The organism is Frankia sp. AgB1.9 (assembly GCF_016786355.1).
GTDB lineage: Bacteria > Actinomycetota > Actinomycetes > Frankiales > Frankiaceae > Pseudofrankia.
The window spans coordinates 1-23186 of sequence record NZ_JADWYX010000021.1 but is presented as its reverse complement, the minus strand read 5'-3'; the positions used below and the strand labels follow the sequence as shown (position 1 = coordinate 23186).

Sequence of the window (23186 nt, the reverse complement as noted above, 5' to 3'; positions counted from 1 at the left end):
CGCGACAACTGCGCCGCCCGGCGCGGCGCTGCCCCGGCCGCCGCGTGCCCGCGCCCGCCCGCCGCCCCCCCGGCCGGGGGGGCGCGGGTCGCCGCGCCCGTTGCGTCCCCCGTTACATCTAGATATTTTGACGGACACGCCAAGCCGGGCAGACGGCGCGGCCAGTGACGCCGGAGGTACGCCATGCTGCGCGTAGTCGTGTGGGCCACCGGGACCGTCGGGAGGCACGCGGTGCGCGCCGTCGCCGCCCATCCGGACCTGGAGCTCGTCGGAGCGTTCGTCTACGCGGAGGCGAAGGCCGGCCGGGACGTCGGCGAGATCGCCGGCATCGGGCCGGTCGGGGTCGCGGCGACCCGGGACAAGGACGAGGCCGTCGCACTGGACGCCGACTGCGTGCTCTACCTCGCGCAGGGCGAGCTGGACCCGGCCGGCGCGCTCGACGACATCTGCCGGCTGCTCGCGTCGGGCAAGAACGTCATCTCGACCGCCGTGACGGCGCTGATCTACCCGGCGAGCCTGGGCCAGCCGGCCGTCGAGCAGCTGGAGGCGGCCTGCGCTGCCGGCGGCACGTCGTTCCACGGGACCGGGATCGAGCCCGGCTGGGCCGCCGAGGTGCTGCCGCTGACCATGTCGACGCTGTTCGAGCGGATCGACTCGCTGCTGGTCCAGGAGCTGCTCGACTACAGCTCGTACGACAGCGTCGAGATGATGTTCGACATCATGGGCTTCGGCCAGGCCCCGGACGCGCCGGTGCCGCTGTCGGTCCCGGAGCTGGCCGGCTCGGCTTTCCGTGCCCCGCTCATGCTCGTCGCCGAGGGCCTCGGCGCGACCGTCGACGACTTCGTCTACGACCGCCAGGTCGCCGTCGCCGCCGAGGCGTTCGACATCAAGGTCGGCCGGATCGAGGCCGGGACCGTGTCGGCGCAGCGCTTCTCGGCGACCGCGGTGATCGGTGGCCGGCCGGCGCTGACCGTCGAGCACATCACCCGGGTCGGTTCGGGCCAGGCGCCCGACTGGCCCACCGGCCGGGGCTGGAAGGTCACCGTCGAGGGCAGCCCGTCGATGGTGCTGGAGGCGAAGATCGCGGTGCACGGCGAGGACGAGAACGACCAGGGCTGCCTCGGAACCGCGATGCACGCCGTCCACGCCATCGCCCCGGTCTGCGCCGCCCCGGCGGGCATCCGCACCTTCCTCGACCTGCCGCTGCTCAACGGCCGCCACGTCCTCGGGCCGGGGGCCCGCCCCGTCGCCCCGGCGCCGGCCGACGCCATCTCCTGAGCACGCAATTATCTAGAGATATACGATGACCCCGGCCCACCCGGCGCCGGTCGCCGGCGCCGAACGGCGCACGGCCGCCCCGGATTCGGGCCGGCCGACCAGGCGCGACGCGGCGCCCCCAGCCACAGCGAGAGGTACGAGCCATGGCCGACGACCGCGGACATCCAGCGCCTACGGGCCGCGTGCTGCTGGAGCGTGACGAGTCCTGTGGCATCGCCCGGCTCACCCTGGACAACCCGGCGCGGCGCAACGCCTACGACCCCGCGATGCGCGCCCAGCTCGCCGCCCACCTCGACGAGCTGGCCGACGACGACGCCATCAAGGTCGTCATTCTGCGCGGCAGCGACGACGTCTTCTCCACCGGCGCCGACATGGGCAACGCCTACGCCTGGTACGGCAGCGGCACCAACCCGGAGGACGACGCCCGCCGGGCCCGGCGGCCCAGCCAACGCCGCCGCCTCGCCGTCGACCGCCGAACCTTCGACTTCTACCACCAGTTCCTCGGCTACCCGAAGGTCACCGTCGCCGAGGTGAACGGCTACGCACTCGGCGGCGGGTTCGAGCTGGCATTGATGGCCGACATCGCCGTCGTCGGCTCGGGCACCCGGGTAGGCATGCCCGCGACCCGTTTCCTCGGCCCGGCGCTCGGATCGCTGCACATGTTCTTCCACCGGCTCGGCCCGGTCCTGGCCCGCAGGCTACTGCTCACCGGCGACATCATCCGGGCAGCCGAGCTGGCGCAGCTGGGGGTGTTCACCGAGGTCGTCGACGACGACGCGGTGGGCGCGCGGGCCGACTTCTGGGCCCGCAAAGCCGCGAAGATGCCCGCCGACGGCATCACCATCGCCAAAGAAGCCTTCCGCCTCGTCGAACAACTCCAGGCCTACCAAGGCGAAGAAACCACCAGCTACCTCATCCACGCCTACGGCACCAACCTCCGCTTCGAAGACGACGAATTCAACTTCGTCAAGACCCGCGCCCAACACGGCACCAAGAAAGCCTTCCAACTCCGCGACGCCCACTTCGACATCACCGACGAACCACTCTTCACCTCCCCCAACGGCCAGACCCCCGGTGCCGACCACGGAGCCGCCGACACACCCTGACGGCCGCTCCCGCCCTGACGGCCGCTCCTGGTCGGGTCAGGCCACCGCCGTACCGGCCCACGTCAGGATCGTCTCGGCCATGGTCCTGGTGTGCGTCCAGGCGAAGGTCGGGCCATCGAGGTAGGCGCCGGCCGGCAGGCGGCGCGCGATCCGGCGGGCGGCAGTGTCCGAGTGCAGCCGGTCACCGGAGACGCCGACCACCAGACTCGGGCAGGTCACCGCGGACAACGAGTCCAGGTCGAGGCCCGGGTAGCCCCGCCAGGTGAACAGCGACCGCCGCAGCTTCGCCATGTCGGCGCTGCCCAGGACCTTGTAGAAACCGCCCAGCGACTCGCCGGCCCGGCGCTGGTGCGCGCGGCGCGCCGCCGGCAGCATGAGCAGGCGGAAGATCTCCAGCCGCCGTGCCGGCCACAGCCGCAGCAGCTGGACCGCGGCCGGGACGGGCAGGTGGATGTGCGGCTGCACCAGCACGACCCAGGACGGCGGTGGGTCCAGCTCGGCGAACGTCTGCAGCACCAGCACGGCGCTGGCCGACGCGGCGACGATGCCGTAGCGGCCGGCTGGCACGGACTGGCGGACGAAGTCGCGCAGGTCGGCGGCCATGTCCGCGACCGTGAGCCGGTCGCCGTGCCGCAGCCGCGACGACGCCTTCTCCCTGGTCTCGAAGTACCAGACCGGGTTGGTCGCCGCGAGCGCCGGGATCACGTGCCGCCAGCTGTACGGCGTCGACGACCAGCCCGGGACGAAGACCACCGGATCGCCGTCGGCGCCGTCCCCGCCGCGGAAGTGCGCCGCGCGCAGCAGCGCGTCGGCCCGGCGCAGCGCGCGGACCTCGTGGCACCACGGCAGCATCTCGTCCGGCATGTCCAGCAGCCGCCACTGGTGCTCGAGGTCGGGCCGCCCCCAGGGCAGCTCCTCGCGATGGCGCTCCCAGGAGTCCGACGCCGACCCGGCCGTCCGGGCCGGCTCCGTCCGGCGGAAGCGACTCCTCCAGCGGCCCGGCGCGCGAACCTGTGTAGGTATGCCCACGGAACAACTACCTACGGCAGCAGCGTGAACGTCTCCCCGGCAACGCCGCAGCGGCGAAGAAAACAAGCGACCAACGATGTGGACGCACCACCCGATGCAGCACAGAGTCACCGGGTCCTACGTCATGGTCGCCGGTCAGGCGGGGCTGGTCAGGACCGGCGGCTCGCGCCGGCTCGACCGGGCTCGTTCGGGTCGCCGACCCGCAGGCCGCCGGAGACGGCCGCGTCCTGGCGGACCGCTCCGGTCACCGGGAAGCCGCCCAGGACCAGCGTGCTCCTGGCCCGTTCGGCGACCTCCGTGTCGACGAGCAGGTCATAGCTGTCGGCCCGATAGGTCTGGCTGTGCGTCACCCGGCTCGGATGCCCGCCGCCGTAGAAGGCACGCACGAGCAGGCCGCCGATCAGGCCGAGCACGCCACCGAACAGCAGGCCCCACAGCGCCAGCGAGAACGCCGCCCGCAGTGGGCTGGCCCAGTCGAGCAGGCCGAGGAGCCAGCCGAGCACCGCGCCGGCGACCGCCCACCCGGCGATGGTGCGCAGCGTCGAGTCCCGCCACGACATCCGGCCGATCGACTCGACGCTCGTCAGGCCACGGCCGACGATCGCGGTCCGTTCGACCGGGAAACGGTGGTCCGCCAGGTGGTCGACGGCGCGGGCCGCCTGGCCGTGGGTCTCGTAGGAGGCGACCACCTGCTGCGGTGGGAACCGCCAGGCCAGCTCGCGCCCGCTCGCCGGGCCGCCGCCCGACGGGGCACCCGCCCGTTCTGCGACCGCCGGGTCATCCGGCCTGCCGGGCTCCTGGCCCCGCGCCGGCTCCCCCGCGCGGACAGGCCCGGAAGGCCCCCGAAACTCCTCAGCCGGTGGGGCGGTCTGGACCGGCTCCGCGAGCCGGGCCGGGCGTGTGGCGTGGTCCGAGGGCTCGTCGAGCGTGCCGTGGCTCGTCAGGCCCGGGTCCGGCGACTCGTCGACGTCACCCGGCCGGAATCCCTGGCCACTGACGCGCTCCCGGCCGGTCCCCTGGCCGGAAGCGCCCGTGTCCCGGGGCGCGGGGCGCCAGCCGCCGCTGGAGTCGTCGTGCCGGCCGTTCGGCCGCCGGTCCGCCGGAAGGCCGAGGATCTCGCGCCATCCCATCTGGCCACCGCCTCTGCGTCGGGCCATCCTTCGTGGCCGCCTGCTGGCGCCTCACCGGCTCCGATGCCCGCCGAGCCCGGACGTGAGGCCACCCAGCTGAAATCCCCCCGGCGGCCTGCGCCAACCGAGATCCGGCCCGGACACCCAGACGCACCCGGCCGGGCGCGGGAGCGTTCGCGACGCGCGGTGTGGTCTTACTGGCGACGCGGCGTGGGATTGGCGGGCCCGCTGCCTAGGCTTGGATCACGCGGCGGGACGGTCCACACGCATGGCGCCACCGCTGACGGCATTGCGGTCTGCCACGACGGGCCCGATGAGCACCGGGTGGACGTCGGGAACGGTCGCCGGGCACGGGTGGTGGAGGAGAAAACGCGGTGTTGTCTTACCGGGACAGGGTGCGGGGCTGCCTGCTGGGCGGCGCGTTGGGAGACGCGCTGGGCGCCGGGATCGAGTTCCTCGCGCTGGAGGAGATCCGCGCCAGGTTCGGGCCCGCCGGGGTCACCGGGATGACCGGCGGGTACGGGGTGCTCGCCCCGATCACCGACGACACCCAGATGACGCTGTTCACCGCCGAGGGCCTGATCCGCGCGTCGGTCCGCGGCCGCTCCCGTGGGATCTGCCATCCGCCGACCGTGCTGTGGCAGGCCTACCAGCGCTGGCTGGTCACGCAGCGGATGACCGAGCCGCCGGCGGAGGTCAGCGGCTGGCTCGCCGCGCAGCCGGTGCTCTACGCCCGGCGCGCCCCGGGCAACGCCTGCCTGTCCGGCCTGTCCCAGCCGAAGATGGGGACGCTGGAGCAACCGGCGAACCCGGACAGCAAGGGCTGCGGCACCGTGATGCGCTCGGCGCCGTTCGGTCTGCTGCGTCGCGACCCGGAGGACTCCTGGGCGCTGGCCGTCGAGTGCGCGGTGCTGACCCACGGCCACCCGTCCGGCTACCTGGCCGCCGGAGCCCTCGCGTGGATCATGGCGCTGGTGATCGACGGCAGCTCGGTGCTGGACGCCGCGCGCTCCGCCCTGGCCCACGCGCAGGACGAGCCGGCCGGCGGCGAGGTGGCCACGGCGCTGCGCCGCGCCCTGGGCGCCGCCGCCGAGATCACCGCCGGAACCGCCGGGACCAGCGGGACCAGCGGGACCAGCGGGACCAGCGTCGACGCCCGGACCATCGCCGGCCAGGTGGAGGCCCTCGGCGAAGGCTGGGTCGCCGAGGAGGCGCTCGCGATAGCCGTGTTCTGCGCGGTCGTCGCCGCAGACGACCCGGCGGCCGCGCTGCTGGCCGCCGTCAACCACTCGGGCGACAGCGACTCCACCGGCTCCATCTGCGGCAACCTCGTCGGCGCCGCGGTCGGCGTCGACGCGCTGCCCGAGGACTGGCTCGCCGAGCTGGAGGGCGCCGAGGTCGTCCGTGAGATCGCCGACGACCTGGTTCGCGAGATCACGGGCAGCGCCGACGTCGCCGACCGCTGGGGCGGCGTCACCGTCGAATGGTCGGCCCGCTACCCCGGCGGCTGACGGTAGCTACTCCCCCGCGGGGCGCAGGGCCGCGCCTCGGTCGGCGAGGCGGTCGGCGACCTCGCCGGCGCCCGCTCCGGTGAGCATGGCCAGGTAGCGGGCGGACTCGACGGTCAGGTAGTCGCCCAGGGTCAGCTGCTCGCCCTCCAGCAGGCTCTGCTTCATGACGCGCAGCGCCTCGGGCCGGCGGCTGGCCAGGGTGTCGACGAGGGCGCCGAGCTCCTCCTGGAACGACTCGGCCGGCCAGACCCGGCTCACGAAGCCGTACTCGCGGGCCTGCTCGGCGTCGAGCTTCGGTGAGAGGTACATCAGCTCCCGGGCCCGGTTCGCGCCGACGATCCGGGGCAACGTCCAGGCGAGGCCCAGCTCGCCGGGCAGGCCCACGTTGACGAACGCGGTCGCGAACCGGGCCGTCTCCGAGGCGACCCGCAGGTCGCAGGCCGCCGCCCAGGCGAAGCCCGCCCCCGCGCAGGCGCCGTTGACCGCCGCGATCGTGACCGCCGGCAGCTCGCGCAGCAGCCGGGCCGAGTGGTACGTCTCCGCCGCCGGCAGGACCCGGGCCGCGGCCGGGTCGGCACCGGCGGCCAGGCGCAGGTCCGCGCCGGGGCAGAACGTGTCGCCGGCGCCGGTCAGCACCAGCACCGTGAGGTCGTCACGGTCCGCCAGCTCGGTGAGCGCGCCGTACATCTCGACGGCCATCTCCGTCGTCACGCCGTTGCGCCGGTCGGGCCGGTTGAACCGCACCCAGGCGACCCGGCCCTCGACCGAGACGTCCAACGTGTTCCACGCGTTGGCGGGGCTCATGGAATTTCCTCCAGGGGCTGGGCTGGGCGGCGCGGTCAGGCGATCGAGGCGCCGTCGATCAGGTACTCGCCCCCGGAGATCGCCCGAGCGGCGTCACTGACCAGGAACAGGACGAGGTCCGCGACGTCCGACGCCTCGGCGGCGATACCCAGCGGGATGTTCGCGAGCGCCTCCTTCTCGTGGTAGCGCAGCAGGTCGGCCGCCATCTCGGTGCGGACCAGGCCGGGGCAGACGCAGTTGACCCGGATCTGGTGGCGGCCGAGCTCCAGCGCCGCCGCGCGGGACAGGCCGCGCAGGCCGAACTTCGACGCGACGTAGGCCGAGCCCATCGGGATCGCCTTGAGGCCCGCGGCCGACGCCGTGTTGACGATGGCACCGCCGCCCCGGGCCCGCATCGCCGGCACGACCGCCCGGATTCCGAGGTAGGCGCCAACGAGGTTCGTGTCGAGGACGTCGCGGAAGGTCGCCTCGTCGGTGTCGACCAGCGACCGGCTGACCATGACGCCGGCGTTGTTCACGAGGATGTCGACGCCACCGAGCTCGTCGGTCGCCAGCGCCACGGCCTCGGTCCAGGTCCGCTCGTCCGCGACGTCGCCCGCGACGAACCGCGCCGCATCCCCGAGCCGCCCGGCGGCCGCCTCGACGGCCTCGGCGAGCCGGTCGACGAGCACGACGCTGGCGCCTTCGGCCACGAAGCGCTCGGCCTCCGCGAGCCCCTGCCCACGGGCGGCCCCGCTGATGATCGCGACCTTGTCGGCCAGCACGCCCACGCCCGCTCCGTTCCGCCCGCCCACCCGCGCCGCGAGCCGGCGATCACCGTGGTGGAGATCCGCCAGCACTGCCTATCAGACCGACCGGCCCCCAGGCAGCCGATAGCCACCGCTACTGCCAGGTTGCCGGGCACCTGTCGCGGCGCAAAGGGACACGGTGTAGGACACCAGATGGGACACCATTGCCGCCATCGGCCCTGGTTTCGGCCAGATTGCGAGCGCGAGCGTCCACATTTTTGGACAATAGAGGGACAACTGAACCGGCCGCCATCGGGCGTCGGACACCGCACCGGGAGCGCACCGATGCATGACCTGCTCAACGACCATGCCCGACGCCTGCTCGCCCTGGCCCAGGGGGAGGCACTCGGCCTGAGCCACGACGAGATCGCCACCGAGCACCTGCTGCTCGCGGCGCTGGACCGGCGGATCGGGTCCGGCGCCGCCGCGCTCGCCTCGCTGGGCGTCACGCGCGACCGTGCCCACACCGAGATCGTCCGGATCGTCGGCCACGGCGCCGGCCGGACCACGGCGCGGGGCCGCGGCAAGGTCGGCCGGGGCCGCTCGCTGCCGCTCAGCCTGCGGGCCCAGTGGATTCTGGAACGCGCCCGGCGGGAGGCCGCGGCGATCGACCACACGAGCGTCGGCTCGGAGCACATCCTGCTCGCGCTGCTGCGCGAGGACGGCGGCCACGCCTTCCGGGTGTTCGAGCGGTTGCGCGTCAACCGCGACGAGGCCCATCGGCGGGTGCTGGTAGCCCTCGACGTGCTGCCCTATCCGGGCCCGACGCTGCTGGACGGGATCGCGGGGAACCTCGACGCCCGGATCGAGCAGGTCCGCGCGGCCAAGGACGACGCCCTCGACCGCCGCGACTTCGGGCTTGCCGTCGAGTTCCGCCAGGTCGAGCGAGGCCTCGTCGCCCAGCAGGCGCCGTCCGGCGAGACCGCGTCCAGAACCGCCTGACGGGAAAAAGAACTCGGAAATCCCGGCGGGTCCGGTCGATTCACGGGATTTCCCGCCGACCGGACCCGCGGGATTCTCAGACTCGGAAAGACCCGCGGGTCCGGTCGATTCGCGGAATTCCCTTCACGGGATCTCCCACCGACCGGACCCGCGGGATTTCTCAGGCGTCGAGGCTCACATTGAGGACCTGGCCGCCCTGGGGGCGATACAGCAGGAAGTTCGTCGAACGGTAGGTCCGCTTGCCCGCGACATCGCACCGGACCTGGGCAGTCGCCGTGCTGGGCAGGTTCGGGTTGCCGAAGACGACCGAGAACACGCCGCCGGGACCGACGGTCGTGCCGTGAGACTCCCCGCCGCCGGTGATCAGCAGCGACTCGGCCGACCCGATCTTGCACCGGACCGAACCGGCCACCTTCAACGGGTTGTTGATGGTTCCGGCAATCGCCGGCGCGGCGGCCAGGGGAATCACCGCCAGCGGAGCTCCGACCCCGATGATGAGAGCGATCGACCTGATCTTCGAGACTCCGCGCACGACATCCCTCCGAGGACCGTCGACTACCTGAGCGCGGCCGACCTACCCGCCCCGCCGCCGGGCCATGCGCGGCCCGAATTTCTTTCCGCCGCCCAGCAGGGATATCGCCGACGAGGGCCCGACACGTGACGACTTTTCTTCCCGGTCACGAAACTCGATGCCCCGACGGCCGGGGCCCGCTCGACCACCGGCGGAGGGCTCCGGCGACCCGCGCCGCGACGGTCCGGCGCCGCCGGGCTCGCCTGGTCTCACCCGGTCTGGCCGCGAGCGCCGGGTTGCCGTAGATTTGGGCTTGGTTCAACTACTTCGGCCGGCGGCGACAGGGAGCTCCAGTGTCGGTTGGTAACGCGTCCTCGAGTGCGGCACCCGCGACGGGCAACCCGATGGAGAACCCAGCGTTCTTAGCGGCGCCGCAGGCGATCTTCCCGGCGCTGCGGGCCCGGGGCGCCGTGGCGGTGGGCGACCGGGCGGTGCTGCTGACCCGCAACGCCGACATCGCGACGCTGCTCACGAACCCCGAGATCTTCTCCTCGGGCGTCGGTGTGACCGAGACGGGCGCCAAGCGGCCGCTGATCCCGCTGCAGATCGACCCGCCGAAGCACCGCGAGTACCGTAAGATCCTCGACCCGCTCTTCTCCCCGCAGCGGATGAAGGAGATGGAGGGGCCGATCAGCGAGCTCGCCCGCGGGCTCATCGACACGATCGCTGCGCAGGACGAGGTCGACTTCGTCCAGCGGTTCTCGACCCAGTTCCCGTCCCAGGTCTTCCTCACCCTGCTCGGCCTGCCGCTCGACGAGCTACCGACCTTCCTGACGATGAAGGACGGGTTCATCCGGCCCGAGTCCATCACCGGGCAGCCGCGCGGGCACGAGGACTCGATCGCCCTGCTGACGAAGACGTCCGACTCGATCTACGAGTACTTCGACGCCGTGATCGCCGACCGGCGCGCCAACCCGGGTGAGGACATCGTCAGCCGGTTCCTGGAGACGGAGGTCGAGGGGGCCCGCCTCAGCCACGAGGACATCGTCGACATCTGCTTCCTGTTCCTCGTCGCCGGCCTCGACACGGTCTCGGCCTCGCTGGACTGCATGATGCTGCACCTCGCGACGCACCCCGACCGGCGGCGCGCGCTGGTCAACGACCCGAGCCTGATCCCGAACGCCGTCGAGGAGCTGCTGCGCTGGGAGTCGCCGGTGATGATGGTGGCGCGCGTCGCGACCCAGGACACCGAGATCGCCGGCTGCCCGGTCAGCAAGGGCATGGTCGTCACGGGACTGCTCGGCGCCGCGAACACCGACGAGCAGGAGATCACCGAGCCCGACGTCGTCCGGTTCGACCGCGCGACGAACCGGCACATCGCCTTCGGCCGCGGGCCGCACCGCTGCCTCGGCTCGCACCTGGCCCGTCTGGAGCTGCGCATCGCGCTGCGCGAGTGGCACGCGCGCATCCCCGAGTACCGGGTGCCGGACGGCTTCCAGCCGGCCTTCACGACCACGATCCGGTCGCTGGTCACGCTCCCGCTCCAGCCCGGCCAGTCCGCCTGACCCAACCGCCCGGCCGGCCGGCCGTCGATGGCCGGCCGCCCGTCGGCGGCTGCCCTACGCGCCGGGACCGGCCGGCTCGCGCGGCGGGGCGGCGCCCCCGACGGCGGCGAGGCAGAACGCCCACAGGTGCGCCGCGATCTCGTCGATCGGCTGCTCGGGCGGGGCGAAGGCGTGGTGGTGGTACACGGTCATGAGGAGCTTGGTCACCAGGGCGGCGTCGCGGTCGACGTCGGTCGGGTGCAGCAGGCCGGCCGCCTCGCCGGCGCGCAGCTCGGTCGCGATCAGATCTGTGATCGGCTGGATCGCGTGCGCCATGTCCTCGGGGAAACGCTGGTGCAGGCGCCAGTGCTGCGCGGTGACGAACCTCGGGCCGGCCTCGCCGGTCGCGCCGTCAGCGCCGCCCGTGCTGGCCCCGGATCCCCTGGCGGCGTCCAGGCCGGAGAGCATCGCGAGGACGTAGTAGCGCAGCCGGGCGACCGGGTCGGGCAGCTCCTTGGCAGCCTCGGCGTAGGCCTCGGCGCTCTCCGCGATCAGGTCCTCGATGACGGCGACCATCAGCTGGTCCTTGCCCGGGAAATGCCGGTAGAAGGTCTGCAGCGCGACGCCGGCCTCGCGGGCGAGCTCCTGGGTGGTGAACTGGTCGCCCTTCTCGTTCACCAGCCGGCGGGCGGCCTGGACGATCAGCTTCGCCTGCTGGATGGTACGGAGGCGGGAGCGTTGGACCGACGGCGAGCGGTCGGCGGCGCGTTCGGCCCAGGACACGGCATTGACGCTACCTTTCGCCGCCGCCGAAACGGCGAGCAGTCCGGCCAGATCGCCCCGCCCAGCCGGCCGGGGCGGCCTGTCCGTGTACGGATGGGACGTCGCGACGGATAGGACGTCGCGTCGGCCGGCCGGGACGAGAGCGACGCGGTTGACCTTTGTCGTATCGCTGCTGGGACCTCGCGTCAGGACCTCGCGTCAGCCGCCCCGCGCGGCGACGAGGGCGCCGCGGTTGACCTTTGTCGCCTCGCTGCGCGGAATCGCGCCGACGAGCTCGACGGTCTTCGGGGCCTTGTAGTGGGCGAGCCGGTTCTTCGCGTAGGCGATGAGCTCCGCCGCGGACGGCGGGTCCGCCGGGTCGGCGGGCTCGACGATGGCGTGCACCCGCCGGCCCCATTCGGGGTCGCGCAGCCCGACGACGACCACGTCGGCGATCCCGGGATGGTCGATCAGCGCGTTCTCGACCTCGGCGGGAAAGACGTTGGCGCCGCCGGTGACAATCATGTCCACCCGGCGGTCGACGAGGTAAAGGAAACCGTCGGCGTCGAGATGGCCCATGTCTCCGGCGGTCTGGAAGCCGTCCTCGGTGGCGCGCAACCGTGGGGCGTCGCCCAGATAGCGGTAACCGTCGTTGGCCGGGGAGCGCAGGAAGATCTCACCGGTCTCGCCGGTGGGCCGCTCGGCGCCGTCGAAGTCGAGAACGCGCAGCTCGGTGCCGCCCAGGCCGCGCCCGACGCTGCCTTCGTGGGTCAGCCACTCGTCGCCGCGGATGGCGGTCAGGCCCAGGCCCTCCGTCATCCCGTAGGCCATGGCGATCCGGTCCGCGCCGATCAGGCCGGCCCAGCGGTGCACCAGCGACGGCGGCATCGGCGCGGCGCCCTGCAGGATCCAGTCGAGGCTGGAGAAGTCCCGCTGCTCGACGCCCGGGAGATCGGCGATCCGCTGCAGCATCGTGGGAGTCGCGGTGAAGGTGGTGACGCGGTGCCGCTCGATCACGGCCGCGACCCGGGCCGCGTCGAACTTCTCCATCACGACGAGCCGGTCACCGGACAGCAGGCTGAACAGGGTGGCGAAGGCGTTGATGTGGTACATCGGCGCGAGCACGAGAATCGTCTGCGGCCGGGGCACCGGCCGCCAGTTCGCCATCAGCGGGCCGGCGAAGCGCTCGTCGTGGACACCTCGGCGGCCACTGACGATGATCTTCGGGGTGCCGGTCGACCCGCTGCTGCAGATGCCGTTCACGTGCGGGGAGACGACGTCGGGCAGGTCGGGCGGGTCGTCGCCCGCGGTCGCGTCGATCCAGTCGAGGTCGGTCGGGCTGAGGTAGAGCCGCGGCTCGATGACGGCCCGCAGCCGGTCGAGCTCCCAGTCGGGAACGTCCCAGCGCACCGGGACGGGGACCGCGCCGAGCTTCCAGGCCGCCAGCACGCTGAACAGGAACTGCGGCGAGTTACGCAGCCCGAGGCCGAGCCGGTCGCCGTGGCCGAGGCCGCGGGCCGACAGCGCGGCGGCGAGCTGGCTGGACCGGCGGTCCAGCTCCGGCCAGCCGAACGCCGGTTCGGTGCCGTCGAGCGCGATGTGCCGGTACACCGGGTCGGACGAGCCGTCCGCCGCCAGGTCCCGGATCCGGCGACCGAGACTGACAACCGCGGCGCCCTCAGGCTGCCCGGCACTGGGCTGACCGGCCCCGGGCTGACCGGCGTCGGGTTGAACGGCCCCGGCCAAGGCTTCGGCTTCGGTTTCGGTGTTCGTGGCGGTATCGCTGGCCTCGGTGTCTAAGGCGGATTCCACGGCACATCCCTCCAAGATCCCGCGCGGGGCTCCGGTTCAGGCACCAGGTTCCCGCGTGCCGGCCGCCGAGGCACGAGAATCGGCCCGCGCCGCCCGGCCCGGCTCGGCCCGCGCCGATGCGCGCGGACGGAGCCGGGCCGGCGCCGAGAGTGCCGACCCGGCCCCGCCGGCTCAACCGGCCGAGGCGCCCACGACCTGGTAGCTGCGCGGCTGGCCCTTGGCGTCCAGAGTCGCGACCAGGGAGCCGCGGGTGCAGACCGAGCTCGCCAGCGTGCTGGCCTTGCCGTCACACTCGAAGGTCAGGCCACCCGCGCCCGGCAGCTCGGTCGACGGCATCGACCTGATCGCCGACAGAACGCTGGTCGGCGTGATGTCCCCGGTGAGGCGCGCGACCGCCGTCTGGAAGCCGGCGAGCGCGCTGAACATGCTCATGCCGCCCTGCTGGCTGGTGTCGACGCCCTTGGAGTACGTGGTGACGACGGCCTTGTAGAGGCGGGTGGACGGGTTGTCCAGGCCGATCGGCGAGCTGGCGCTGATCTGCATGCCGTTGAGCAGGCTGCCCGGCACCGCCTTGCGGGTGGCGTCGGTGACGCACTGCGCGATGCTGGTGATATGGCCGGTGAACCCGGCCGCCCGCAGGCCGTTGAACGCGCTGATGCAGAACGAGTCGTTCCCGAGCACGAAGACCAGGCCCGGGTCGCCCGCGACGACCGGCTGCAGCTGCGGCGTCATGTCGGCGGTGCCCGGCGGGATGCGGACGAGGTTGAAGTCCAGGCCGGCGGCCTTGGCCTGCGCCGGCGCGACGGTCGTCTCCAACCCGACCGCGGAGGGCACGTCGATGACGATCGCGGTGAGCTTCTTCAGGCCGAGCGACTTGGCGACCGAGATGGGCATGCCGATCGTCCCGGCGGTCGGGTCGGACAGCACGAACGTCGAGTCCTTGTCGAGCAGCGGGCCGGCGTCGGAGGTGGCGTAGAGCATCACCGGCAGGTGCGCGTCGTGCAGCGGCTTCCAGGCGGCGGCCATCACGGCGGTCTCGCCGAACACGACGGCGGCGACGTTCGCCTCGACGAGGCGGTTGCCGCAGTCGGCGGCCTTGCCCGGGTCGCCGAGCGCGTCGCACTTCACCAGCTCGATCGGGTGTCCGGCGATCCCGGAGCGGTGTTCGTTGAGCCACTTGGCGGTGGCGTCGGCGACGGTGTCCTGCGCGGACATGTCCGAGATCGCCGACTTGCCCTCGGTGATGATGCCGATCTTGACGGGGGTGCCGGTGGCCCGCGCCACCGGGCCGAGCAGGGCGCTCGCCGCGCCGGCGGACGCGGCCGGCGTGGCGGTGGTGCCCCCGCCGCTGCCGCCGCAGGCCGCGACTAGTCCCACGCCCACGGCGAGGACCGCGACCAACTGGACGGGTGGCCGCCGGGTGAGCCCGGATAACCGCGCCGCGCTGGATAACCGGGCGCGCGCGCGGCGGCTCCGCCGCCAGGCGGGCCGGTCCGTCGAGACTCTCGTGACCCTCAGGTTCACCACGTGCCCTCACCTTGCCTACGAGTTGCCCAGGCCCGCGGTCGGCAGGCCGGAGACGTCGGTTGGGAGCCGACCCGGCGCGGCCGGACGAGGGCCGCGCGGTCGGTCGTGAAAAGGAACAGGGGATGCGGCGGCGGGCACCGGCTGGCGGGCTCGCCGCGGGGTTCGGGGCGCCCAGCCGGGCCACCTCGCGGACTGCCGGCGTCGCGCGTCGCCGGGAGTGGACGCATGCTCGCAACATTCAATGAGGACGTCAAGCTCTACACCTAGGCGAACTCCGGGGATCTCAAACACAAGAACGATGTTCTACCTAGCACGACGCAGGTCGCCCGGCCGCGGGGCACCGCACGGCGGAGCGAGGCCATCCGCCCAGCCCTCCGCCCTGGTCACCGAACTGGGCGGGCCCGCGACCATGGCGCAGGACTCGGAATCCGAAAGCGCCGAAAGACGTGAATACCTGCCAAATCCGAGCAATCTCCGTGATTCGGCAACCATTCACGGCCGCGGAACGACTGTCCCATCGGAGGGGCCCGACCCGATGGAGCTGACCGTGACCCTGAAACGGACCGCCCGCACCCTGGCGCTGCTGGCCGTCGCCGTGGCGACAGCAGCCGGCTGCGCAGCCGGCGGCCTCCCCACCGGCGGAGGCGGAGCGGGCCCGGTCGGCACCCCGACCAGCTCGCCGCCAGTCCGCTCGTCCGCCTCGCCGTCGGTCCAGCCGACCACCTCGTCGCCGCCGGCCACCACACCGGCCACGGTGCCGGTGACCTCGACGCCGTCGCGCACCGCGTCCGCGCCGGCGCCCGGTGCCTGTGGGCGCGCCGCGGGCTCCGCGCCGACGACGAGGATCACCGACGTCCCGCTGGGCTCCTCGGTGGTCAGCTTCGGGCCGCAGGGCGACACCGACCCGCTGCCGACCGCGATCACCGCGGCACCGGGCGGGGGCTCATGGCTGGCCTGGCTGAGCCCGGACTCCCAGGTCCATCTCGGCAGGCTCGACTGCGACGACCACCTGGTCGGCGCCACCACCGCCGTGGCCGGGGTCGACCTGCAGGACATCCGGGCCGACGCGCAGGGTGTGGTGGTACTGCTGACCCGCCCCGGCCCGCAGGGCAACGGCACGCTGTGCGGTGGGACGTCCAGCCCGACCAGGGCCATGTGGATGGTCCGCTTCGACAACGCCGGCCGGCAGGTCTGGGAGCAGCAGGTCACCAACCTCAGCGGCAGCCTGGGCGGCTACGACCCCGGCGCCCTGTTCGTCTGGTGGTACAACCACCACGGCACCCTGGCCTACGACGGCACCAACTACGCGGCCTACTTCGAGGCCGCGATCACGGTCGCCAACGGCGGCTGCGTCGACATCCACGAGGGTGACCGGATGCAGGTCGTCAACGCCACCACCGGCGCCCTGGTCCCCGGGCACGACAGCTTCGCCTGGGGGTGCAGCCACGCCTGGGACTCCCACATCACCTGGGACTCCCGGACCGGCCACTTCGCCATGGTCTGCGCCACGGACAACAACTGCCGCATCGCCCGCCCCAGCACCGGCCAGACCGTGGCGGCCGGGGTCTGTGACGGGACCCTGTTCGGTGGCGACCTCGTGCTCGCCGGGACCCAGGGCTACTGGACCGCCTGGAGCAACGGCGACCAGGCCCGCCTGGAGCACTTCTCCACCGGCGCGTCCGACCACACGGTCGTCACCGCCGACAGGACCGAGCACTCGCACCTGGTCGCCTACGGCCCCGCGAGGATGCTCCTGACCTGGCGGTCCGGGTCCGCCACCGCCGCCCAGGTGTACGACTCGACCTCGGGCGCGGCGGTGGGCAGCCAGTTCACCATCGCCGCGGCGGACCACACCTACGTCGAGGCCAAGGACTACCCCGACGGCAGCGTCGCCTTCCCCGCCGTGGGCGCCACCGGCTCGTCAGTCCGGATCGTGCGGGTCATGCCGCTGCGCTGACCCCGGCGCGGGTGACGGGACGGTTCAGGCCCGCGCGGCGACGTTGTCCTCGGCGGCGTCGGCGGCGTCGGCCGCGACGTCCCGGGTGTGCAGGCCCGGGCGGTCGGGGTCGATGTTGTAGGCGACGACGCGGCGGGGATGGATCCGGATGATCTCGGGCGCGAGGTGCCCGTCGCCGGCCGCGCGCGTCACCGTCTCGGCGACGCCGCGGATCTCCAGGAAGTGCGCGCCCTCCATGGTCTGCTCGGTCACCTCGTCGGCCACGAACGCGACCCGCGGATTCGCCAGCACGTTGCGGTACTTCGCGCTGCTCGCCATCGCGAACCCGGCGATGTCGATCGTCCCCAGCTCGGCGTTGACGGTGAAGGCGAGCGGCTTCACCTGCGGGACGCCGTCCGGGCCGATCGTCGACAGGTGGCCCCGGGGCTGGCGGGCCAGAAACCGGTGCTCGGCATCAGTGAAAGTCATGCCGCGACCGTAGGACCTCAAGCGCGCTTGAGGTCAACGGCCGCCTCGTCAGCTGGCGGCCACCGGGGTGGCCTGCGTCGGGACCGGCGGGTAGGTGGCGGCGAGGGCCGCCCAGCCCTGCGGCCGGGCGCCGAGGCCCGCGCCGGTCTCCGGGTTCCAGTACTCGGCGAAGCCGGAGACCACGGCCGCGCGGCGGCTCGCGTCGGCGATCGCCTCGGCGAGCGGCGCGGCCTCCCAGCGGCGGGCCGCCTGGTACAGCATGTAGTTCAGCTGGGGCCAGGCCGGCCCGCGCCAGTACTGCTCCGGGGAGTAGCGGGGGTGGCCTGGCGGCACGAACCGCAGGCCGAACGGGGCCGCGTAGCCGGCCGGGTCCGCGGCCAGCGCCAGCGCCGCCCTGGCCTTCACCGGGTCCGCGGTGACCAGCAACGGGGTCAGCCCGTCGAGCGTCGGGATCAGCGCGCTCGGGCCGCCACCGACGATCGGCCTGTCCACCCAGTGCCCCTGGTCCGCGTCCCACAGCACGTCGTCGATCGCGCCGGCCAGCTCGCCGGAGCGCCGCCGCCAGGCCGGGTCCCCGGTCAGCGCGGCGAGCTCCGCCGCGGCGTGCGCGGCGAACGCGTTGAAGGCGGCCGGGGCGACGACGAAGTCCCGCGACCAGCGCGCCGCGCCCTGCTCGTCGAACTCGGTGGAGTCGACCAGCTGGTGGTCGACGATGGTGAACGCGAGACGCGACCAGGTCGAGCGCCCGACCCAGTCGTCGAACCGGGGCGAGTCGTCGGACCCGGACTCCCACGGGTGGACGATGTAGAGCAGCCCGTCCGAGCCCATCCGGTGGTTCCACAGATGGTCCAGCGCCCGTTCGATCCGGGCCAGCGTGTCAGCGGCGACCGGCAGTCCGCGGTCGGCCAGCACCCGCGCGGCGTGGGCGTAGATCGGCGGCTGGGTGAACGAGGAGCGGTCCGCCAGCGGGCCGCGGCCATCGGACGGCGAGGCGTAGCGCATGTGCGGCACGAAGCCGTTCGGCAGCTGGGCGTCCAGGCACGACGCCAGCTCGACCGAGGCCCGCCGGTCGCCGAGCGCCGCCCAGGAGATGGCGTGGAAGCACGAGTCCCAGAGCCACAGGTGCGGGTAGACCTCCGGGTTGGGCACGCAGTACTCGTCCCGCCAGCATGCCGCCAGCACCGCCGCCGCCCCGTCCGTAATCATCGCCCCAGGCTAGTCCGTCCGGCTGGCCAGACCCTGACCACGGGACGAACACCAGCCCGGAGGCGGAAGCCGGAATGGCATGGCCACAGGCCGATGGGACCCTGAGCGCCTGCTATGACGCCGCCTCGCCGGCCGGGAACAGCGCGGCGGCCGGGCCTGTTGCCGCAAGGCATGACCATTGCGGGACCGATTGGTATCGCGGGCCTTGGCCTCGACGCGACAGCGGAACCGGCGGCCGAGACGGCCGCCGCCACCAGACTGGCGGAGCTGGGCTACCAGACGCTCTGGCTGCCCGGCGGCCAGGGCAACAACCTGGCCCAGATCAGCAGGATCGTGCGCGCCACCACCGACCTGCGGGTCGCCAGCGGCATCGTGCCCGTCCTGCAGGTGCCGGCCGCCGAGGTCGCCGCGACCTACACGGCGCTGGAGGCGGACCATCCCGGCCGGTTCGTCGTCGGCCTCGGGGGCGCGCACGGGCCGAAGCCGTTCCCGCTGCTCAACGCCTACCTGGACGCGCTGGACACCGAGGCCCCGGTGGTGCCCGCCTCGGCGCGGGTCCTCGCCGCGCTCGGCCCGCGGATGCTCAACCTGGCCCGCGACCGCGCGGCCGGCGCCTACCCGTACCTGGTGACCCCGGAGTACGTCGCGGGCGCCCGCGCGCTGCTCGGTGCCGGGCCGGCCCTGGCGGTGCTGGTGCCGGTCATCCCCGTCGCGGACCCGGGCGCGGCCCGGGAGCTCGCCCGCGCCTCGACCGGCTTCTTCACCACGATTCCCGGCTATCGCGCCAACTTCGAGCGCATGGGCTTCGCCGACGCGGACATCACCGAGCTCAGCGACGCCTTCGTGGACGGCATCACGGTCTGGGGCGGGCTGGAATCGATCGTGGCCCGGATCGCCGAGTTCCACGCGGCCGGGGCCGACCAGGTCGTGCTGGGCCTGCGGCTGCCCGCCGACGCAGGCGCCGACGACACGGCCGCCTGGCAGGCCCGCCTCGCGGAAGCCCTGCTGCGCTAGTCAGGCGGGCCGGCCGGCGCCGCTCAGTCGCCGGCCGGCGCCGCTACTCGAAGGCGGGCAGCTGGGTGGGCGCGCCGAGCAGCCAGACGAGCACGACCGCCGCGTAGGTCTCCGCGGCCAGCAGCGCGATGAGGACGACGAGCTGGAACCGGGCGGCGGCCAGCGGGCTCGCCCCACCGAGCAGGGCGCCGACGAACGCTCCGGGCAGGGTGACCAGGCCGACGGTCCTGGTCTGGTCCAGCGCCGGCAGCAGCGCCTCGCTGGCCGCGGTGCGGGCGATGTCGGCGACCGCCTGGCGCGGGGTCGCGCCCAGCGCGAGCCACGCCTCGACCTCGTCGCGGCGCCGGCGCAGGCCGTCCAGGAGCCGGCGGCCGGCCAGCGTGCACGCCGTCATCGTCCCGCCCAGCACGATCCCACCGAGCGCCACGAGGTAGCGGGGGGAACGCGGCAGGGCGGGCACCGCGAACAGGACACCCAGGGTGAGCGCCGCCGCGGACAGGCTCGCGATGACCACGGCCCGGCCCGCGCCGGGCAGCTCGCTCAGCCGTCTCGCCGCGGTCCGGGTCGCCACCGCCGCCATCACGGCGAGGACCGCGACGCTGGCCGCCGGCGCCGCGAACACCGACCGGATGACCAGCCCGACGGCGGCGAGCTGCACGACGGCGCGCAGCGCGGCCGTGAGCACCGCCGCCCGCAGCCGCAGCCGGCCGTAGCTCTGGGCGGCGACGGCGAGGATCAGCAGCAGCCCGAGGCTGACGGCCAGCCGTACGTCGTCGCTCACCGGTATCCCGCGGCCCAGGCGAGTTCCGCTCGGGCTACAGGTCGAACTCGTCCGGGCTGATGCCGACTGCGAAGCAGGCCTCCCGGACGACGGCCTGCTCGGTCTTGTCGAAGTTCCCGTCGGCGCCGCCGATGATGATGCCGATCTGGATGACCGCGCGGGCCTCCGCCGGCTTCTTCTTCGTCTTGCCGATCTCCTGGAGGACGGAGACCTTGCCGAACGCGAAGTCCTGCTGCAGCTTGACCAGGTAGTCGTTGAACCGGCGCTGCAGGTCGTCGGCCGGGAAGTTCGTCAGCACGTCGTTGGCGGCGATCAGCCCGGCGACGCGCTGCCGCTCGGCCGGGTCGACGGTGCCGTCGGCCGCGGCGACGAGCGCGCAGATCGCCATGCTGGCGTCGCGGAAGGCGCCGCTCTTCAGCTCGTTCTTCTTCGCCGTGAGCTGGCCTTGCATGGTCTGCGTCGAGGTGCGCAGACGGTCCCAGATCGGCATCGTGCTTCTCTTTCTGTATCGAGTCGCTCCGCGGCCCGGCCGCGGATCTCCAGTCACCTGACGCTGTGAGGTCCAACGCCCCACACCCGTCGAAGGTTCTCCGGGCGCGCTGCGGGCGCCCGTGGCGTTCACATCCTGACGCGCCACGACTGGATCCGGTGGAAGTCGGGCGCGAACCCGTGGTTCACGCCCCACAGCACGGCCTGGGACCGGCTGGTGACCCCGATCTTGCGATACAGCGTGCGGATGTACGACTTCACCGTGTTGGGGCTGAGGCAGGTGATCTCGGCGAGCTCGGCGTTGCTGCGCCCCTGCGTGATCAACGCGAGGACCTCCGCCTCCCGTTCGGTGAGGCCCTCGCCGCGGCCCGGCCAGTCCAGCCCGGCGACGGTGCGGGAGCGCGGCGGCGGGCTGACCACCACCTCCCCCGCGTGGACGGCCTCCAACGCGGCGACGAGCTCGCGGGCGGCGAGCGTCTTCGACAGGTAGCCGCTCGCGCCCCGCGCCAGGGCGCTCTCGACCAGCGTCTCGTGGAAGTTCCAGGTGTAGATGACGACCCGGCCCGTGTGCTCGTTCGCGACGATGTCCGCGAGCTCCTCGCCGCCGGCCTCCGGCTGGGCGAAGGAGTCGTAGAGCACGATGTCGACGTCCTGGGCGACGGGCCGGTTGGTGTCGATCTCGATGACGCGGACGCGGTCCTGGTAGGGCGTCAGGATGCGCGCGACACCGGCCAGCACGACGTCGTAGTCGTCGACGAGCGCCACGGTGAGCGGTCCGGGCGCGCCGGAGGCCGCGGGGAGCGGGGTACCACCTGCCATGGGCAGGGCATACCCACCCCTACGGGGGCACCACACCCCCTTTCGCGAGGACGAGCGGCCGGCCTCGGCGCCCGGCGCCAGCGCTATCCGTGCACCCCGGGAAAACCGACCGGCCGCTAAACCGTTTCTCGATGCGGGATTCGGCCGTCGACGTCATATCGACGGGCGGCGCGGGTCCGCCATGAGTGGCGTGACCCCGCCATCGTGCGGCGAACGGGCAGCGGGGCCCACGAAGGGTCGATACGGTCCGCCCGACCCGGTCGCCGGCATTTTGCTGATGGCCAAACATCCGTCTGCCCTCTGGCGTCCTGCCCGCCAGAGCCCGGCTCGTCCGAACACGAGGCAACGCCACGGCGCTCCGCACGTGAATGCCTCGGATCCGCACTCGAAGAGGAGTATTTGTGCGCGACGAGAACGCCCTCGACGAAAGTCAACCGCTCCAGGGGCTGGATTCTCCTGCTCCCCACCGGCGCTCCCTGCTCTGGGGCGCCGCCGCGCTGGGCGCGGCGACCCTGGCGCCCTCCGCGGCGGCGACGGCCAGCGCCGCCGCCACTCCCAGTGCCGCCGCGAGCCCGAGCGCCGCCGCGCCCAGCCCCGCGGCCGCCGCCAACGGGAACGCGAACGGCCGCATCGACGTGCACCACCACGCCATCCCGGCGGCCGCGCACCAGTGGATGGTCGACCACGGGCTGCTTCCCCCGGTGGGCGGGCCGCCCTGGGCGAACTGGACCGCCGAGAGCTCCCTGGCAATCATGGACGAGACCGGGGTGGCCGCCTCGGTGCTGTCCGGGCCGGCCCCCTCGGAGTTCCTGACCAGCCTCACTCCGGCGCAGATCGCGGAGAGCACCCGGGTCGGAAACGACGCGCTCGGCCAGGTGATCAGCGACCATCCGACCCGCTTCGGATTCTTCGCCGCCGCGCCGCTGGCCAACGTCGACGTGGCCCTCACCGAGATCGGGTACTCGCTGGACACGTTGCACGCCGACGGCGTCGTCCTGAGCATGCACGCGGGGGGCCAGTATCTCGGCGACCCGGCGTTCGACCCCATTCTCGCCGAGCTGGACCGGCGGCACGCGGTGGTGTTCACCCATCCGTACAACCTGCCCGGCTGCTCCGGCGCGCCCGTCCCCGATTTCCTGGTCGACTTCCTGGCGGACACCACACGCGCGGCCGTGAAGATGCTGCTGGCCGGGGTTTTCGACCGCTATCCCAACATCTCCTTCATCCTTCCGCACGGCGGCGGATTCTTCCCGCTGCTGGCCAGCCGGCTGCAGCTCGGCTCCTACCTGGGGGTAGGGGTCAGCCAGGCCGTGGCCACCCGCGCCATCAGGCGGTGCTGGTATGACTCGGCGGCGCCGATCTCGCCGGGCGCCACCCCCTCGCTGCTCGCCGCCGTCGGAGCCGAGAAGCTGCTGTTCGGCTCGGACTTCCCGGCCTCCACCGCGGACGGAGCGCGCCTCAACGCGCGAGCGATCGACACCGATCCAGTGCTCAGCCCGGGCGTCCGCCGCCAGATCAACCGCGAGAACGCCCGGCGGCTGTTGCCCGCCCTTGCCCAGCGCATCGGCGGCTAAGACGGCCAGCGGTGGCGGGCCGACCCGCTCGGCGCGCCCCCCCCCCCCCCCCCCCCTCCCCCCCCCCCCCCCCCCCCCCCCCCCCCCCCCCCCCCCCCCCCCCCCCCCCCCCCCCAGCGCGCCCCCCCCCCCCC

The 23186-nt window shown here is 73.3% G+C and carries 21 protein-coding genes; 8 read left to right on the top strand and 13 right to left on the bottom strand.

The window, feature by feature from the left end; genetic code table 11:
• Positions 1–183 precede the first annotated feature (183 nt).
• The gene (locus I6A60_RS10290) at positions 184–1278 is read left to right on the top strand and encodes a dihydrodipicolinate reductase (RefSeq protein WP_203017321.1); all 1095 of its coding nucleotides are present in this window, start codon (positions 184–186) and stop codon (positions 1276–1278) included.
• 143 nt (positions 1279–1421) lie between these two features.
• A complete protein-coding gene (locus I6A60_RS10285; protein ID WP_203042240.1) occupies positions 1422–2384 on the top strand; it encodes an enoyl-CoA hydratase/isomerase family protein in 963 nt (320 codons plus the stop codon).
• Positions 2385–2420: 36 nt separating this feature from the next.
• On the opposite strand, the gene I6A60_RS10280 is transcribed toward I6A60_RS10285, so the two are convergent.
• Together I6A60_RS10280 and I6A60_RS10275 are read right to left on the bottom strand one after the other, a co-directional pair.
• On the bottom strand, positions 2421–3413 hold the full coding sequence (locus I6A60_RS10280) for an alpha/beta hydrolase (protein WP_307873621.1): 993 nt from the start codon (positions 3411–3413) through the stop codon (positions 2421–2423).
• A 149-nt stretch (positions 3414–3562) separates the two neighbouring features.
• The gene (locus tag I6A60_RS10275; protein ID WP_203020235.1) at positions 3563–4543 is read right to left on the bottom strand and encodes a general stress protein; all 981 of its coding nucleotides are present in this window, start codon (positions 4541–4543) and stop codon (positions 3563–3565) included.
• Positions 4544–4917: 374 nt separating this feature from the next.
• On the opposite strand from I6A60_RS10275, the gene I6A60_RS10270 reads away from it, so the two are divergent.
• Complete coding sequence (locus tag I6A60_RS10270) at positions 4918–6054, top strand: ADP-ribosylglycohydrolase family protein (protein WP_203020233.1); 1137 nt, start codon at positions 4918–4920, stop codon at positions 6052–6054.
• A 6-nt stretch (positions 6055–6060) separates the two neighbouring features.
• On the opposite strand, the gene I6A60_RS10265 is transcribed toward I6A60_RS10270, so the two are convergent.
• Together I6A60_RS10265 and I6A60_RS10260 are read right to left on the bottom strand one after the other, a co-directional pair.
• The gene (locus tag I6A60_RS10265) at positions 6061–6858 is read right to left on the bottom strand and encodes an enoyl-CoA hydratase/isomerase family protein (RefSeq protein WP_203020231.1); all 798 of its coding nucleotides are present in this window, start codon (positions 6856–6858) and stop codon (positions 6061–6063) included.
• A 35-nt stretch (positions 6859–6893) separates the two neighbouring features.
• Positions 6894–7628: an SDR family NAD(P)-dependent oxidoreductase gene (locus tag I6A60_RS10260; protein WP_203020229.1), complete on the bottom strand. Its 735-nt coding sequence runs from the start codon at positions 7626–7628 to the stop codon at positions 6894–6896.
• A gap of 303 nt (positions 7629–7931) precedes the next feature.
• Between I6A60_RS10260 and I6A60_RS10255 the strand changes: the two genes are divergently transcribed.
• On the top strand, positions 7932–8588 hold the full coding sequence (locus I6A60_RS10255) for a Clp protease N-terminal domain-containing protein (protein ID WP_203020227.1): 657 nt from the start codon (positions 7932–7934) through the stop codon (positions 8586–8588).
• Between the two features lie 160 nt (positions 8589–8748).
• On the opposite strand, the gene I6A60_RS10250 is transcribed toward I6A60_RS10255, so the two are convergent.
• Positions 8749–9120 (bottom strand): hypothetical protein, encoded by a 372-nt coding sequence (locus tag I6A60_RS10250; protein ID WP_203020225.1) that lies wholly within the window; start codon positions 9118–9120, stop codon positions 8749–8751.
• A 383-nt stretch (positions 9121–9503) separates the two neighbouring features.
• On the opposite strand from I6A60_RS10250, the gene I6A60_RS10245 reads away from it, so the two are divergent.
• On the top strand, positions 9504–10664 hold the full coding sequence (locus I6A60_RS10245) for a cytochrome P450 (RefSeq protein WP_203020244.1): 1161 nt from the start codon (positions 9504–9506) through the stop codon (positions 10662–10664).
• A 54-nt stretch (positions 10665–10718) separates the two neighbouring features.
• On the opposite strand, the gene I6A60_RS10240 is transcribed toward I6A60_RS10245, so the two are convergent.
• From I6A60_RS10240 to I6A60_RS10230, 3 genes are all read right to left on the bottom strand, one after another.
• Positions 10719–11426: a helix-turn-helix domain-containing protein gene (locus I6A60_RS10240; protein WP_307873619.1), complete on the bottom strand. Its 708-nt coding sequence runs from the start codon at positions 11424–11426 to the stop codon at positions 10719–10721.
• Positions 11427–11624: 198 nt separating this feature from the next.
• Entirely contained in the window at positions 11625–13052 is a 1428-nt protein-coding gene (locus I6A60_RS10235; RefSeq protein ID WP_203020239.1) for a class I adenylate-forming enzyme family protein, read from the bottom strand.
• Positions 13053–13388: 336 nt separating this feature from the next.
• Positions 13389–14741, bottom strand: coding sequence for an ABC transporter substrate-binding protein (locus I6A60_RS10230; RefSeq protein ID WP_203020237.1), 1353 nt, complete (start codon positions 14739–14741; stop codon positions 13389–13391).
• 550 nt (positions 14742–15291) lie between these two features.
• Here I6A60_RS10230 and I6A60_RS10225 point away from each other — a divergent pair.
• Positions 15292–16701, top strand: coding sequence for a hypothetical protein (locus I6A60_RS10225; RefSeq protein ID WP_307873617.1), 1410 nt, complete (start codon positions 15292–15294; stop codon positions 16699–16701).
• A gap of 24 nt (positions 16702–16725) precedes the next feature.
• Here the strand turns inward: I6A60_RS10225 and I6A60_RS10220 are convergent, their stop codons facing one another.
• Both I6A60_RS10220 and I6A60_RS10215 read right to left on the bottom strand, forming a co-directional pair.
• Positions 16726–17169, bottom strand: coding sequence for a PPOX class F420-dependent oxidoreductase (locus tag I6A60_RS10220; RefSeq protein WP_203020220.1), 444 nt, complete (start codon positions 17167–17169; stop codon positions 16726–16728).
• A gap of 48 nt (positions 17170–17217) precedes the next feature.
• On the bottom strand, positions 17218–18375 hold the full coding sequence (locus I6A60_RS10215) for a hypothetical protein (protein WP_203020218.1): 1158 nt from the start codon (positions 18373–18375) through the stop codon (positions 17218–17220).
• Positions 18376–18546: 171 nt separating this feature from the next.
• Between I6A60_RS10215 and I6A60_RS10210 the strand changes: the two genes are divergently transcribed.
• Positions 18547–19389 (top strand): TIGR03620 family F420-dependent LLM class oxidoreductase, encoded by an 843-nt coding sequence (locus I6A60_RS10210; RefSeq protein WP_203020216.1) that lies wholly within the window; start codon positions 18547–18549, stop codon positions 19387–19389.
• A 43-nt stretch (positions 19390–19432) separates the two neighbouring features.
• Here the strand turns inward: I6A60_RS10210 and I6A60_RS10205 are convergent, their stop codons facing one another.
• The 3 genes from I6A60_RS10205 to I6A60_RS10195 all read right to left on the bottom strand — a co-directional run bounded on the left by I6A60_RS10205 (position 19433) and on the right by I6A60_RS10195 (position 21478).
• Positions 19433–20170 (bottom strand): ABC transporter permease, encoded by a 738-nt coding sequence (locus I6A60_RS10205; RefSeq protein ID WP_203020214.1) that lies wholly within the window; start codon positions 20168–20170, stop codon positions 19433–19435.
• Between the two features lie 34 nt (positions 20171–20204).
• A complete protein-coding gene (locus I6A60_RS10200) occupies positions 20205–20660 on the bottom strand; it encodes a tellurite resistance TerB family protein (protein ID WP_203020212.1) in 456 nt (151 codons plus the stop codon).
• A gap of 128 nt (positions 20661–20788) precedes the next feature.
• Positions 20789–21478, bottom strand: a complete 690-nt coding sequence (locus tag I6A60_RS10195; RefSeq protein ID WP_203020210.1) for a response regulator transcription factor — start codon at positions 21476–21478, stop codon at positions 20789–20791.
• Positions 21479–21879: 401 nt separating this feature from the next.
• Here I6A60_RS10195 and I6A60_RS10190 point away from each other — a divergent pair, with 401 nt between their 5' ends.
• The gene (locus I6A60_RS10190; RefSeq protein WP_203020208.1) at positions 21880–23052 is read left to right on the top strand and encodes an amidohydrolase family protein; all 1173 of its coding nucleotides are present in this window, start codon (positions 21880–21882) and stop codon (positions 23050–23052) included.
• The last annotated feature ends 134 nt before the right edge of the window (positions 23053–23186 follow it).

Bases quoted from the DNA above. Each gene is read 5' to 3' on its own strand.
- I6A60_RS10200 (WP_203020212.1), bottom strand. From the start codon at position 20,660: ATGCCGATCTGGGACCGTCTGCGCACCTCGACGCAGACCATGCAAGGC.
- I6A60_RS10290 (WP_203017321.1), top strand. From the start codon at position 184: ATGCTGCGCGTAGTCGTGTGGGCCACCGGGACCGTCGGGAGGCACGCG.
- I6A60_RS10275 (WP_203020235.1), bottom strand. From the start codon at position 4,543: ATGGGATGGCGCGAGATCCTCGGCCTTCCGGCGGACCGGCGGCCGAAC.
- I6A60_RS10245 (WP_203020244.1), top strand. From the start codon at position 9,504: ATGGAGAACCCAGCGTTCTTAGCGGCGCCGCAGGCGATCTTCCCGGCG.
- I6A60_RS10265 (WP_203020231.1), bottom strand. From the start codon at position 6,858: ATGAGCCCCGCCAACGCGTGGAACACGTTGGACGTCTCGGTCGAGGGC.
- I6A60_RS10215 (WP_203020218.1), bottom strand. From the start codon at position 18,375: ATGATTACGGACGGGGCGGCGGCGGTGCTGGCGGCATGCTGGCGGGAC.
- I6A60_RS10195 (WP_203020210.1), bottom strand. From the start codon at position 21,478: ATGGCAGGTGGTACCCCGCTCCCCGCGGCCTCCGGCGCGCCCGGACCG.
- I6A60_RS10220 (WP_203020220.1), bottom strand. From the start codon at position 17,169: ATGACTTTCACTGATGCCGAGCACCGGTTTCTGGCCCGCCAGCCCCGG.
- I6A60_RS10255 (WP_203020227.1), top strand. From the start codon at position 7,932: ATGCATGACCTGCTCAACGACCATGCCCGACGCCTGCTCGCCCTGGCC.
- I6A60_RS10210 (WP_203020216.1), top strand. From the start codon at position 18,547: ATGACCATTGCGGGACCGATTGGTATCGCGGGCCTTGGCCTCGACGCG.
- I6A60_RS10285 (WP_203042240.1), top strand. From the start codon at position 1,422: ATGGCCGACGACCGCGGACATCCAGCGCCTACGGGCCGCGTGCTGCTG.